The sequence below is a fragment of the Zunongwangia mangrovi genome, assembly GCF_900112105.1.
Lineage (GTDB): Bacteria > Bacteroidota > Bacteroidia > Flavobacteriales > Flavobacteriaceae > Zunongwangia > Zunongwangia mangrovi.
In genome coordinates this window covers 1,314,464-1,329,307 of sequence record NZ_FOKV01000001.1, presented here as the reverse complement: position 1 = coordinate 1,329,307, position 14,844 = coordinate 1,314,464, and the positions used below count along the sequence as shown (strand labels likewise).

The following is a 14,844-nucleotide window of genomic DNA, read 5'->3' as shown; positions in this document are numbered from 1 at the left end:
ACTAATTGCTGATAGCTGTTGGCTGTCAGCTTATTTTTAATCTGCAATATTTGGATTAAGCCATTTTTCGGCTTTTTTATATTCTATTCCTTTGCGCTCGGCAAAATCTTTTACCTGGTCTTCTTTTATCTTTCCTAAACCAAAGTATTTTGCTTCAGGATTGGCAAAATAATAACCACTTACGCTGGCTGCCGGCCACATGGCCAAACTCTCCGTAAGTTTTACGCCAATGCGCTCTTCTACCTTCAGCAATTCCCAAATCGTAAGTTTCTCTAAATGATCTGGGCATGCAGGATATCCCGGTGCCGGGCGAATTCCTTTATAACTCTCCTTGATCAATTCTTCGTTACTCAAACTTTCTTCGGAAGCGTAACCCCAATCTTCTTTTCTTATTTTTTCATGAAGGTATTCAGCAAAAGCTTCAGCAAAACGATCGGCCAGCGCTTTGATCATAATCGAATTATAATCATCAAGATTTTTCTCGAATTCTGCTGCTAATTCCTGTGTTCCAAATCCTGTGGTTACACAAAAACAGCCCATATAATCCTGAATTTCGGTTTCCTTTGGTGCAATAAAATCAGATAAGGCGAAATTAGGCTTCCCAGCATGCTTTTTTAATTGCTGGCGCAGCGTCCTGAAAATGATGGTTTTTTCTTCGGAATTTTCATCATATTTCACCTCGATATCGTCACTATTGATGGTATTTGCTTCAAATAGACCAAATATCGCCTTTGCTTTTAGCAGTTTTTCATCTAAAATACGCTTCAGCAATACCTGAGCATCTGCAAATAACGATCTTGCCTGCTCACCAACCACTTCATCTTCTAAAATCTTAGGATATCGCCCATGCAAATCCCAACTTCTAAAAAACGGACTCCAATCTATATAATCTAAGAGTTTGTCTAATTCAAAATCCTCTAAAACCTGGATTCCAAGTTTATTCGGTTTGCTGATATTCGATGTTTTCCAATCGATTTTAAAATTATTCTCACGCGCTTCTTCAATAGAAAGAAAGCTTTTCACCTTGCTTCGTTTCCCAAAATTATTTCTGAATACTTCATACTCAGATTTCAGGTTTTCGATATACGTTTTTCGGGTTCGTTTATTCAGTAGATCACCAACAACGGTAACCGCTCGCGATGCATCGTTAACGTGCGCCACGGCGTGCATATATTGCGGATCGATCTTTACTGCCGTATGTGCTTTAGATGTTGTAGCCCCACCAATTAATAAGGGAACCGAAAATTCCTGTCGTTGCATTTCTTTAGCCAGAAAAACCATTTCATCTAAAGATGGCGTGATCAAACCACTTAATCCTATCGCATCAACATTTTCAGCTTTTGCGGTTTCAATGATCTTTTCAGGCGGAACCATAACACCAAGATCGACGATCTCGTAATTATTACATCCCAAAACAACACTTACTATATTTTTACCAATATCGTGAACATCTCCTTTTACAGTAGCCATCAATACTTTTCCGGCAGTTTCACGTTTACCGGATTTATCTTCTTCAATATAAGGCAATAAATAAGCAACAGCTTTTTTCATTACTCGCGCCGATTTTACCACCTGGGGAAGAAACATTTTTCCACTTCCGAAGAGATCTCCAACCACATTCATCCCGGTCATTAAATGACCTTCGATAACTTCGATCGGTTTTTCTGAAGCCAGTCTTGCTTCCTCTACATCTTCGATCACATAAGCATCAATTCCTTTTACTAGGGCGTGCGTAATACGGCTTTGCAAAGGTTCTTCTCTCCAACTTAGATCAACTTTACTGGTTTTAGCCGATCCTTTTACGGTTTCAGCAAAATCCAATAAACGCTCGGTTGCATCGTCACGACGATCTAATATCACATCTTCTACATGTTCTAAAAGATCCTTAGGGATTTCATCGTAAACCTCTAATAAAGCCGGATTCACAATTCCCATATTCATTCCCGCTTTGATCGCATGATAAAGAAAAACCGAATGCATGGCTTCTCTTACCGGATTATTTCCGCGGAAAGAAAAACTCACGTTACTCACACCTCCACTCACACTACAATGCGGTAAATTATCTTTCACCCAGCGCGTGGCTTCGATAAAATCGATGGCATTTTTACGATGCTCGTCCATCCCGGTTCCTACCGGAAAAATATTTAGATCGAAAATGATATCCTCTGGTGCAAATTTTAATTTATCTACCAGAATATCGTAAGAACGCTTTGCAATTTCTATTCGGCGTTCATAATTATCGGCCTGCCCAACTTCATCAAAAGCCATTACGATAACAGCAGCGCCATAACGTTTTATCTTTTTTGCATGATCGATAAATTGTTCTTCACCTTCTTTTAGCGAGATAGAATTCACCACACATTTTCCCTGCACCACCTGCAAACCGGCTTCGATAATCTCCCATTTAGAGCTATCGATCATAATAGGCACACGAGCGATATCGGGTTCAGCAACAATAAGATTCAGGAATCTAACCATAGCTTCTTTTCCTTCGATCAAACCATCGTCCATATTAATATCGATGATCTGCGCCCCTCCATCTACCTGATCACGAGCAATATCGAGTGCTTCATCAAACTTTTCTTCTTTTACCAAACGAAGAAATTTTCGAGAACCCGCCACATTGGTACGCTCACCAACATTTACAAAATTGCTATCTGGAGTAATAATAAGTGGCTCCAGACCCGACAATTGTAATGGCCTGTATTCTTTTTTTGCTGAAGTGTTATTTGCTAAATTACTGTCCAATTCTTCCATTTTAGGCCGAAGCTTTTTTATTTTGAAGACTTTTTATCGGTCGCGGTTTATATTCTTTTGCAATATCTGCAATCGCTTTTATATGATCTGGTGTTGTACCACAACAACCACCAAGGATATTCACCAAACTTTTATCTAAATATTCTCGTGTTTGCTTTGCCATTTCTGAAGGTGATTCATCATACTCACCAAAAGCATTTGGTAAACCTGCATTAGGATAAGCTGAAACTCCGTATTGTGTTTTATAGCTTAACACCTCCAAATGCGGCGTTAATTGCTTTGCACCAAGCGCACAATTAAAACCAATACTCATAAGTGGAATGTGGGAAACTGAAATCAAGAAAGCTTCTGCTGTTTGCCCAGATAAAGTTCTACCTGAAGCATCGGTAATTGTACCGCTAACCATCACAGGAATATCCAGATCTAATTCTTCTTTAAGTTCATCGATAGCGAAAAGTGCTGCTTTTGCATTAAGCGTATCAAAAACAGTTTCTACGAGAAGAATATCCACTCCGCCTCTTATCAAAGCTCTTGCCTGCTGTTTGTATGCAATTCGAAGTTCATCAAAAGAAATTGCACGAAATCCGGGATCATTCACATCTGGAGACATGCTCGCTGTTTTGTTGGTAGGCCCCATTGCTCCTGCTACAAATTTTGGTTTCTCTGGATTTGCTTCAGTAAGTTCTACCGCAACTTGCTTGGCGATTTTGGCCGACTCGTAATTTAATTCATCTACGAGTTCTTCCATCTTATAATCTGCCATTGCGATCGTAGTCCCAGAAAATGTATTGGTTTCTACGATATCGGCACCGGCTTCAAAGTATTTTTTATGAACTGCGGCAATTGCTTCTGGTTGGGTGATCGAAAGCAGGTCGTTGTTTCCCTTTACAGAAACCGGCCAGTCTTTAAAACGATCTCCACGGAAATCTTCTTCAGTAAATTTATATTCCTGAAGCATGGTTCCCATGGCACCATCGAGGATCAATATTTTTTCAGCTAATAATTCTTCTAATTTCGACATGTTATGCTATTCTATTGGCTATCAAAAAAGAAGATAAAGGAAAGTCTGTTTGTTATCTATCTACGCAAATCACGTAGTAGAAGGTAGCACCTTCTCCTTAAAACCCTTTTGGTTGAGGAGGGTTGCTAAGGCTTCACAGGGTCTAATCCCTCAACCTTTCTTGATAACGCTAATAAAGTTATGAACTGAGCCCGCTAATATACGGCGATCTATTATAATGACAAGAGAATGAGTAAAAATCTTGATTATCTTCTTCTTTATAATTAATGAAGAAATTAATTAAAATTTATCAAAATCTGTCCCTAAAATAATTCTGTTCATTTTTTCCATTGATGAAAAAACGAACCAAAAAAATCTAGGCTTACGAATCTTGCTTGAAATTGTATGTTCGGAAGCTAAATTTTAGAAACTCGCTTCGCTCAAACCAGCCTGCCGGCTGGCAGGCAGCCTAAAATTTTTTACGCTTCTCTCACTTTCAATTTTACAAGCAATTTTCGATAGGCCACAAAAAAGATCCAAAATAAAAAATCTATTTTTAATTCAGCATAAGTAATTCTGAACTCGATTCAGGATCTCATCTGTTTTTTATTCGATTCATGAGATTTTGCATCCATCACGAAATAACAATAGTCCTTTTAATGTTAGTAAAAGGAATTAATAATTATTTTACAGCTTCTCCGTTTACATTTACTTCATAGGAGATTTCAGCTGCTTTTTCTAACATTTTTGCTACTGAACAATATTTATCCATAGAAAGTTCTACTGCACGTAAAGCTTTTTGTGGCGTCACATCGCCTTTCAGCATAAAGTTTAAATGTATTTTTTTGAAAACATTAGGTACAGCACCATCTTCTCTAAAACCATCAACTTCTACCTGAAGATCTTCTAATTCTACCTTTTGCTTTTTAAGGATCATCACCACATCGATACTACTGCAGCCTGCAATACCTCTAAGCAATAAATCCATAGGACTACCTCCCTGCGGATTTTCTTCAGATTTATTATCTAAATGAACAATATCACCACGTTCATTTTTAGTCTCAAAATGATAGGCATCATTAAGCCTTTTTAGAAAGATTTTCATCTATTTTAATTTTGATTCAAATATACGAAACCTGTTATGATTCTTTTGTAACCTTTGTACTTTGAAGCTACTTATAAAAAACGTCATTTCTGTTTAATGAAATGACGTTTTTTATAAATGAGATTTAGATTTCTCCGTTTCGCTACGCTACAGTCGAAATGACATTGAAAGTACATTGTCTAATTTCTAAAATCTAACAGCGAAGCGATCTAATATCTAACTTCTAGCCTATACTCTGCACTACTTCTTTTTTGGCTTCTTTTTTAGATCCATCGAATCCTTCTACTCCGCCAACCGTAGTATATTTAAGTACGTATTTTTTATCTGGGAAAATTCTCGCATAAGCACTTTGGCACATAATTGCTGCTTCGTGGAAACCAGATAAGATCAATTTTAATTTTCCTTTGTAAGTATTCACATCTCCAATCGCATAAACTCCAGGAATATTGGTTCCATAATCGTAAGAATTGTCAACTTTAATGGCATTCTTTTCGATCTCTAAGCCCCAATTTCCAATAGGGCCTAATTTTGGAGACAAGCCAAACAATGGTATAAAATGATCTACTTCTCTTAATTCTTCACCGCGCGCTTCATCTTTATGACGAATTACTACTTGCTCTAAATCATTTTCTCCTTTAAGGCCAACAACTTCAGCATTGGTGATCATCTCAATTTTGCCGAGTTTTGATAATTCAGACACCTTTTCTACAGAATCTAAAGCTCCTCTAAACTCTTTTCTTCTATGAACTAGGGCTACTTCTTCAGCAACATCTGCTAAATAAATCGCCCAGTCTAAAGCTGAATCTCCACCACCGGCGATCACTACTTTTTTACCACGATAAACTTCTGGATCTTTAATAAAGTACTCTACTCCTTTATCTTCGTAATCTGCAATATTTTGGATAGGCGGCTTACGAGGTTCAAAAGAACCTAAACCTCCTGCAATAGCTACTACCGGAGCATGGTGTTTTGTTCCTTTGTTAGTGGTCACGATAAATGTACCGTCATCTAACTTTTCTAAAGTTTCTGCACGTTCACCTAAAGTAAATCCTGGTTCAAAAGGTTTTATTTGTTCCATCAAATTATTCACAAGATCACCGGCATTGATTTCTGGGAAAGCCGGAATATCGTAAATTGGTTTCTTAGGATAAATTTCTGAACACTGCCCACCTGGTTGCGGTAAGGCATCTATTAAATGTGTTTTTAATTTTAATAATCCCGCTTCAAAAACGGTAAATAATCCTGTGGGGCCTGCTCCTATGACAAGGATATCTGTTTCAATCATTTTTATCTTTCTTTACGATTAAGGATTCGGTTATTGTATTTAATTGTTCCACCTTGGCTTCAAAATCGCCTTTGATGGTTTTTCGATATTTATTAAGATTTTCGACCATTTTATTTACATCTTCCGGAATCACCTCTTCGAAAAACTGACGTAAACGCTTGGCCGTTGTTGGCGATTTCCCATTGGTAGAAATCGCTATTTTCACATTGCCTTTATTTACAATTCCGCCCATATAGAAATCACATAACTCGGGCGTATCTGCAATATTTGCAAGCAAATACCGCTTTTTAGCATGCTTGTGCACTCTTTTATTAAGTTTTGCATCATTGGTTGCAGCTACTACAACGTGCCGTCTTTTAAGAAATTTTCTTTTATACCTGCTTTTGATCAACTTTACACCATGTTTTTTGGCAAGAGCTTCAGTTTCTGGCGCAAACCACTTGGCTACGACCTCAACATTGGCATTGGGACTCGACTTCAATAAAAAATGAAGTTTCTCATGCCCAACATTACCTCCACCTACAACAAGGATGTTTAAGTTGTTTACTTTTAGAAAAACAGGATATAATTCGTTTCTTGCTTGCATATTTTTTTAGCTATTAGCTCAAAGCTTCAGCAATTAGACCTCAGCGGAAATTAAAACTAGTTCACAGTTTACGGTTTACAGTTTGCTGTTCTTTTTAAAAAAAATCAATATTCAAGATTTAAAATTCCTTAGAATATGACCAAGGTTCTATTTTATTGATTTTTATAATTTAATTACAACTTAAAATAGTTCACAGTTTACAGAATTAATTACAGAACACTATTTTTAATATTTACAATTTATTGATCTAAATTCTAACAGCGATAGCGGTCTAATCTCTATGTTCTAATTACGCTGCTCCTATCTTCAAAAACTTTGAATATTCTGAAGCTGAAAATCCGCTTGCTTCTTTGATCTCTTTGGGTAATTGATGACTTTCTTTCACCACTTCACCAATAACGATAATTGCGGGTGCGGTTAAATTCTTTTCAGCAACTACTTTTTCTATTGTTTTAATGGTTCCAAAACCAGATTGTTCGTTAATTGTAGTTCCATTCTGAATGATTCCTACTGGCATATCTTCTTTCCCAAATTCGCTAAAAATCTTTACAATTTCAGCAAGCTTACTCATTCCCATCAAAATAACAACCGTAGCTGTAGATTGTGCAGCCAGGTAAACATCACTGGATAATTTTCTCGCTGAAGTTGTTCCGGTGATCACCCAAAAACTTTCGGCAGTTCCGCGTTGTGTTAGCGGAATTCCGACGCTTGCAGGTACCGCGATAGAAGAAGTTATTCCTGAAACTACCGCAGTATCTAAACCTTTGCTTTTGGCGTAATTGATCTCTTCTGAACCTCTTCCGAAGATAAAAGGATCACCTCCTTTTAAACGCACTACATGTCCACGTTCATTGGCATAATTCACAATAAGATCGTTGATCTCATCCTGAGAATAACGATGCTTATTTTTACGCTTTCCTACATAAATATGCTCGGCTTGCGGCGCATATTCCAGCAATTCACGATTAATAAGTGCATCGTAAAGCACCACTTTCGCCGATTTTAGCGTATTTAATGCTTTTAGTGTGATAAGCTCTGGATCACCCGGACCTGCACCAACAACACTTAATTTTGGAAGATTATACATCTTGTACCTCCTTTGTTCTATAAGCATCTACTCTTTTTAAAAATAAACGCGCATCTTCAATATATTTTTGAGCAAACTCTTCACTGGGTTCATGTTCATTTAATTGATACGTGAACTCTTTGAAAGAAGTTGAAAGTTCAATTTTTCCGGTTTCTACAAATAACTCGTCAAACTGAGAAATGATTCCCGCCTGTGTATTTGTCTTTACATCATCTGCGATCAATAAAGCTTTTGCTGAATTTACGATAGATGTGTAAGAGTGATAAATAGAATCTGACCATGCTTTACGATCGATCGCGCTTTGTGCGTTATCAATTTTCTCTTCACTTTCAAAAAGTAAAGTTGCAATAAGATCGATTACCACACCGGCACATTCACCAACACCAACTGCTTTGATATAAGGCTTCTCGTGTCCCCAATCAATAAAATCATTCTCACTAAGTTCTGATGTATCTGCAAGATCTTTTAATAGATCGTAGAAATAAGTTTTCCCCTGGCGATCGTAATATTGGATGAACTTCTCGTCTGCTTCAGCATTTGCATCAAAATCATTCAGCAATAATCTAAGTGCTTCAGGACCACGTTTACTTGGCACTTTTACCACTTTATCTGCAAAACGACCTTCGCCATTCCCAAGAACACCGCCACCAAGCAACACCTGTAATGCCGGTGCTACAGCTTTTCCAGATTTGATAGACATTCCTTGGAAACCAATTTCAGCCATATTATGCTGCCCGCAGGCATTCATACAACCGCTAATTTTAATGGTAATATCTTTTCCATTGATAAACTGTGGATATTCTTCTTTTAAAACATCTTCCAAAACATCTGCAATTCCCGTACTACTTGCGATTCCTAAGTTACAGGTATCTGTACCGGGACAAGCCGTGATATCTACCGTTTTATTATAGCCAGTTTCTGCGTAACCTAATTTCTTTAATTCAGTATAGAAAAATGGTAAAAATGCTTCTCTTACGTGACGAATTAATATATCCTGACGCAAGCTTAGACGAATTTCGTTACCTGCATATTTTTTGATTAGATCTGCCAATTGTCTTGCTCCACCGGTATAAAAATCTCCTAGCGGAACTCGGATTCCTACAGCAAATAATCCTTCTTGTTTCTGCGGAATTACATTCGTATTTCTCCAAACTTCATAATCTTTCTGATCTTCAATTTCTACTAAAGGAACCTCTACATCCTGAAGTGGTGGAGCAGCTTCAAATTTTTCGATATGAAATTCTGCTTTCTCCTGAGACAAGGCTTTTTTCTGCTCGTCTACTAATTCTAAGAAAGCTTCTAATCCTATATCCTTTATTAAAAACTTCATTCTTGCTTTTAATCGTTTTGCACGTTCACCGTGACGATCAAAAACGCGAAGTACAGATTCTATAAGTGGGATGATTTCTTCAGCATCAATAAAATCGTATAATTTATCAGCATGGCGTGGTTGTGAACCAAGTCCGCCTCCTAACATTACTTTAAATCCGCGTTTTCCATCCTGCAGTTTTGGGATAAAACCAAGATCATGAATATAACTTAGTGCTGTATCCTCATCTGTTGCAGAAAATGCGATCTTAAATTTACGCCCCATTTCCTGGCAAATAGGATTCCGTAGAAAAAACCTAAAAGTAGCATCTGCATAAGGAGATACATCAAAAGGTTCGTCTACATCTACACCAGCTGTTGGGGAGGCTGTCACATTTCTTACTGTATTACCACACGCCTCACGAAGCGTAATATCATCTTTCTCAAGTTGTGCCCAAAGCTCGGGCGTACGCTCTAAGCTTACATAATGAATTTGAATATCCTGGCGAGTAGTAATGTGTAATCTCCCGGTAGAATATTCATCTGAAACATCTGCAATACGATGTAATTGTTCTGAAGTTACTTTTCCAAAAGGCAGTTTTATACGAACCATTTGTACTCCAGCCTGCCTTTGGCCATAAACTCCACGCGCTAGGCGCAGGCTTCGGAATTTCTCTTCGTCTGCTTTGCCTTCGCGAAACAGGCGAATTTTCTTTTCTAAATCGATGATGTCTTTTTCGACAACAGGATTTTCAATTTCGGTTCTAAAACTTTGCATGGATAAATTATTTTAATTGAGGGATCTGCTTTAAACAGATGTAAATAAAAAAGTCCTTTTTCGGTTTACACTTAAAAGGACTTTATATATAACTAAATACAATCATGACTTTTAAGTGCATTTAATGCAACGCAAACACATCGATCTACACCACATCACTTTTGTATTTACTATAAAATTCATTTTTAATATTGGTTAAATTGAACACCACTTTTATTAAGCGTGTAAACCACATTCTCTATTAGCAAGTACTTTTGTAGGATCAAAATACTTATGCTCGTTAGGAAGATTATGTTCTTCTAGATAAAGATCCAGTTTTTCATCACTCCAGTGGTAAAACGGACTAACCTTTAAAAGTCCATCCTTACTATAACTAAGAATATCGATACTATCACGAAAAGCAGTTTGTCCTTTACGAAGATTTGTAAACCAAATATCCGGTTGTTGCTCTCTCATTGCTCTTTGGAAAGGTTCTAGCTTTACCTGGCGAGTGAACTCATCATGATCTGAACTATCTACTTGTGGAATCCCACCAAACATAGCATCACGATAAGCTGCAGTTTGCTTAGGGATATAGATCTTCACATTTAGATCTAAAGTATCGATCACTTCTTTGGCATGTTTATAAGTTTGTGGAGTATTATATCCAGTATCACACCAAACCACCTGAACATCAGATTTTATTTTTGAAACAGCATGTAAAATTGCCACCTCATAGGGTCTAAAATTAGTTGTTACAACTGGACGCTTACTGTTTAAAATTACCCATTGGATAATTTCTTCAGGGCTTATGCCTTTTAATTGCTGATTAAGGATTTTTAATTCTTTCTCTGTATACCTTTTCATAATCTTCTCTTTCCTGAAGTCCACTTTTCTATTCGTATTTTTCAAAACCTATTAACCTATCGATTTAGTAGGTTATTAAAACAAAAGTAATCTTCATTTTGTTATACACCAACAAATTGTGGATTATTTTTTGATTTTTAACATTTTATATTTTTCGAAAACGCTTATGTAAGATCTGCAAGTGTATTATCGCCCAAAACATTTAGAGTACTATCTCTAACCTGGATCATTAATTTATGAACAGAACAGGTTTTTTCATCTGGGCAATCATCACACTTTTCGTAGTAATTAAGACTTACACAAGGCACCATGGCAATGGGGCCTTCTAAAACTCTTATGATCGCAGTCATCTTAATATCCTTTGGTTCCTTGATAAGATAGTAACCACCACCTTTTCCTTTTTTAGAACCTAGAAATCCAGATTTTCGTAGTATTAAAAGAATACTTTCCAGAAATTTTTGAGAGATATTTTCACTCTTTGCAATTTCTGAAGTTTGCACAGGATTTCTTTCTGGCTGCCTGGCTATAAAAGTTAAAGCCTTAATTCCGTATTTCGTTTTCTTTGAAAGCATATGGCGAAGATAAATAATTTTAATATTTCATCCTTCGCCACAAACTTTCGCAAAATTCATTCATTTTTAAAGAACGTATGGGTAGGTCGTAAAGTTTTACCCTAACTAACAAACATTATGATAAAGCTTGTTTTATATCTGCTATAATATCATCAATATGTTCTAAACCAACTGATGTTCTAATTAATCCATCTGTAATCCCAACTTCTAATCGATCTTCTTCACTTAGCTTGCTGTGCGTTGTACTTGCCGGATGTGTAACTATACTTCTTGTATCTCCTAGATTAGCACTACGAGAACAAAGTTGTACGGAATTCACAAATTTTCGCCCAGCATCGATGCCTCCTTTAATCTCAAATGATATAATATTACCTCCTAAACGCATTTGCTTTTTAGCAGTCTCGTATTGAGGATGCGATTTTAAAAATGGATATTTTACATGCTGAACGTTTGGATGTGTCTCTAAGAATTCAGCTAATTTTAGTGCATTTTCAGAGTGTTTTTCTAAACGCACCGCCAGTGTTTCTAAACTCTTTGAAAGAATCCAGGCGTTAAACGGACTCAAAGCCGGGCCGGTGTTTCTGGAAAATAAATAGATCTCTCTAATAAGATCGGCATTACCAACGGTTACTCCGCCTAAAACTCTACCCTGTCCATCGATCATTTTTGTTGCCGAGTGGATCACCAAATGCGCTCCATATTTAATAGGATTCTGAATATAAGGTGTCGCAAAGCAGTTATCGATCACTAAAATAAGGTTATGTTTTTTAGCAATCTCACCTAATTTTTCTAAATCGATAATATCTACTCCCGGGTTGGTTGGCGTTTCAGCAAAGATGATTTTAGTCTCTGGCTTAATTAAACTTTCGATCTTTTCAACCTCGTTTACTTTAAAATAGGTATGCGAGATATTCCACTTCGGAAAAAACTTTGTAAAAAGGGAATGCGTACTTCCAAAAACAGATCTGGAAGAAATTACATGATCGCCACTATTTAATAAAGCTGCAAGTGAAGAGAATACGGCACTCATCCCGGTAGCGAAAGCGTACCCGGTTTCTGCACCTTCCATTTTGGCTATTTTTTCAACAAATTCTGAAGTATTAGGGTTCGAGAACCTGCTGTAAATATTCCGTTCTTTTTCTTCAGAAAACGAAGCGCGCATATCTTCAGCATCTTCAAAGATATAACTTGATGTAAGATACAATGGCGAAGAATGTTCTAAGAATTGTGAACGTTCTATTTGCGTACGTATGGCTTCGGTTTCAAAATGTGGAGTAGACATAGTATTAAAATTATTGTTTTTATCGCGGTGACCTGCACCATTCTTTCTGTAATCTAAATTATAGCTTTTAATAGCTATTCCCTAATTTTTATTGGCACCGCCAAAGGGTATTATACCCCAAGGTGGTTTACTTTATTGAAGAATTTTCAACTCTGCTTATCTAAAATCAAAAAAAATCCCCCGGAACATTTCTGCCAGAGGGATCTTCGAAATTAAATATATAACTAAGAAATACTTTCTGGCACTACTAAAATTGTACAGGCATATGCATTCGCATGCCGCTATCTGTAAAATTAGTTCTTTTAATAAATTGATTCATTTTATACTTCAATAAAAAAAGCCGCTGTTCTACACAGCGGCTTTTGCAATTTATATTTTCGATTTATGCAATAGAGCGCGCTGAAGGAAAATCCCACATCATCATAAAGCGCATCATATTGATAAAAATCATTTTTCGTTCTCTTTTGAGATTACAAAGATAAATGCGGAAATATTTCTTAACCAAAAAATTCGATAAAAAAATTTCAAATTATTTTACCTAAGACTTAGAATCTATGCAAAGATTTATCAATTATCACCTATATACTTCAGCATAAAACAGGACTAGACCAAAATTCAGCAAAAATCAAAATTCTCAAAAACCGGAAGCAAAAAACATTTCAAATTAAAAAGTCGTTAAAGAAAGTTGGAGTAAACACAATTTTTATACATTTGTAGCCAGTTTAATAACAGGGAAAGATTTGACTGATTGCAACCCTAATACTTCTGAAGAATTTAGAAGTATGCCAAATTCGAAGAACTTGGTTAAAATGCTAAAGCAGTGATACTTTTTATAGTCTGCCTTCACGTCAAATTTAGCCCGTCTTTTATAATATAAAGAGAAGATTTATGGCTTATTTATTTACTTCAGAAAGTGTTTCTGAAGGACACCCCGATAAGATTGCAGATCAGATTAGCGATACTTTATTAGATAATTTCTTAGCTTTTGATGAAGAATCTAAAGTTGCCTGCGAAACCTTAGTAACTACAGGACAGGTTGTTTTAGCCGGTGAAGTGCGCTCTAATACATATCTTGACGTACAGCAAATTGCCCGCGATGTCATTAACGATATTGGATATACAAAAGGTGCTTATCAATTTAGCGGAGACTCCTGTGGTGTGATTTCCTTGATCCACGAACAATCACCAGATATTAATCAGGGTGTAGATCGTGCAACAAAAGAGGAACAAGGTGCAGGTGACCAGGGAATGATGTTTGGTTATGCTACTACAGAGACTTCTAACTTTATGCCTTTGGCTCTGGATATTTCCCACAAAATGGTGTACGAACTTGCAGAGCTAAGACGCGAAGGAAATGAAATTCCTTACCTGCGCCCAGATGCAAAAAGCCAGGTAACTATTGAATATAGTGATGATAACATTCCGCAGCGAATCGTAGCTATCGTACTTTCTACCCAGCATGATCAGTTTATGGATAATGATGAAGAAATGTTGGCTAAAATTAAGAAAGACATTATCGAAATTTTAATGCCGCGAGTAATCGCTCAATTACCAGAGTACGTTCAGAAATTATTTAACGACGATATTAAATATCACATTAACCCAACTGGGAAATTTGTGATTGGTGGGCCACACGGTGATGCGGGACTTACTGGTAGAAAAATCATTGTAGATACTTATGGTGGTAAAGGAGCCCACGGTGGTGGTGCTTTCTCTGGAAAAGATCCTAGTAAAGTAGACCGATCTGCTGCTTATGCTTCAAGACATATTGCCAAAAATCTTGTTGCCGCTGGTGTTGCAGACGAAGTTTTAGTGCAGGTTTCTTATGCGATTGGTGTGGTAGAACCTACCTCAATCTCTGTAGACACTTACGGAACTTCTAAAGTTGAAATGAGTAATGGCGAGATTGCTAAAAAAGTAGGGGAGATTTTTGATATGCGCCCGTTTGCTATTGAGGAACGCTTAAATCTTAGAAATCCTATTTATCGTGAAACAGCGGCTTACGGCCACATGGGTAAAGAACCTAAAAAAGTAACTAAGATCTTTAAAAGCCCTTATAGCGGTGAAGTAAAGAAAGAAGTTGAATTATTTACCTGGGAAAAACTAGATTACGTAGATAAAGTAAAAGCCGCTTTTGGATTATAATCCCAGCTAAAAATATATAAAAAATCTCGATTTTCGAGGAAAAGTCCCCTGCTAATCAGGGGACTTTTTTTATTCATCTTATTTCCATTATTA

At 36.8% G+C, this 14,844-nt stretch carries 11 protein-coding genes and 1 riboswitch; of the genes, 1 reads left to right on the top strand and 10 read right to left on the bottom strand.

Translation table 11 applies throughout. The annotated features are described in order from the left end of the window. Positions 1-36: 36 nt before the first annotated feature. The 10 genes from metH to BM201_RS05755 form a co-directional block, all read right to left on the bottom strand. The gene (gene metH / locus BM201_RS05800) at positions 37-2,757 is read right to left on the bottom strand and encodes a methionine synthase (RefSeq protein ID WP_092540398.1); all 2,721 of its coding nucleotides are present in this window, start codon (positions 2,755-2,757) and stop codon (positions 37-39) included. Between the two features lies 1 nt (position 2,758). Then, positions 2,759-3,778, bottom strand: coding sequence for a homocysteine S-methyltransferase family protein (locus BM201_RS05795; RefSeq protein ID WP_092540397.1), 1,020 nt, complete (start codon positions 3,776-3,778; stop codon positions 2,759-2,761). Between the two features lie 49 nt (positions 3,779-3,827). Beyond that, positions 3,828-3,948, bottom strand: a riboswitch (SAM riboswitch). Between the two features lie 491 nt (positions 3,949-4,439). Next, entirely contained in the window at positions 4,440-4,862 is a 423-nt protein-coding gene (locus tag BM201_RS05790; RefSeq protein ID WP_092540395.1) for an OsmC family protein, read from the bottom strand. A 223-nt stretch (positions 4,863-5,085) separates the two neighbouring features. Next, a complete protein-coding gene (locus tag BM201_RS05785; protein WP_092540393.1) occupies positions 5,086-6,147 on the bottom strand; it encodes an NAD(P)/FAD-dependent oxidoreductase in 1,062 nt (353 codons plus the stop codon). Further along, on the bottom strand, positions 6,140-6,733 hold the full coding sequence (locus BM201_RS05780; protein WP_092540391.1) for a precorrin-2 dehydrogenase/sirohydrochlorin ferrochelatase family protein: 594 nt from the start codon (positions 6,731-6,733) through the stop codon (positions 6,140-6,142). Before BM201_RS05780 ends, BM201_RS05785 begins: the two co-directional genes overlap by 8 nt. Before the next feature lie 289 nt (positions 6,734-7,022). Next, entirely contained in the window at positions 7,023-7,820 is a 798-nt protein-coding gene (cobA, locus tag BM201_RS05775) for a uroporphyrinogen-III C-methyltransferase (RefSeq protein ID WP_092540390.1), read from the bottom strand. Next, on the bottom strand, positions 7,813-9,906 hold the full coding sequence (locus tag BM201_RS05770) for a HEPN domain-containing protein (RefSeq protein ID WP_092540389.1): 2,094 nt from the start codon (positions 9,904-9,906) through the stop codon (positions 7,813-7,815). Before BM201_RS05770 ends, cobA begins: the two co-directional genes overlap by 8 nt. 216 nt (positions 9,907-10,122) lie before the next feature. Next, entirely contained in the window at positions 10,123-10,752 is a 630-nt protein-coding gene (locus BM201_RS05765) for a phosphoadenosine phosphosulfate reductase domain-containing protein (RefSeq protein ID WP_092540677.1), read from the bottom strand. Positions 10,753-10,916: 164 nt separating this feature from the next. Further along, complete coding sequence (locus BM201_RS05760; RefSeq protein ID WP_092540388.1) at positions 10,917-11,324, bottom strand: RrF2 family transcriptional regulator; 408 nt, start codon at positions 11,322-11,324, stop codon at positions 10,917-10,919. A gap of 115 nt (positions 11,325-11,439) precedes the next feature. After that, on the bottom strand, positions 11,440-12,606 hold the full coding sequence (locus BM201_RS05755; RefSeq protein WP_092540387.1) for a trans-sulfuration enzyme family protein: 1,167 nt from the start codon (positions 12,604-12,606) through the stop codon (positions 11,440-11,442). Positions 12,607-13,494: 888 nt separating this feature from the next. Here BM201_RS05755 and metK point away from each other — a divergent pair. Continuing rightward, the gene (metK, locus tag BM201_RS05750) at positions 13,495-14,751 is read left to right on the top strand and encodes a methionine adenosyltransferase (RefSeq protein WP_092540386.1); all 1,257 of its coding nucleotides are present in this window, start codon (positions 13,495-13,497) and stop codon (positions 14,749-14,751) included. Positions 14,752-14,844 lie beyond the last annotated feature (93 nt).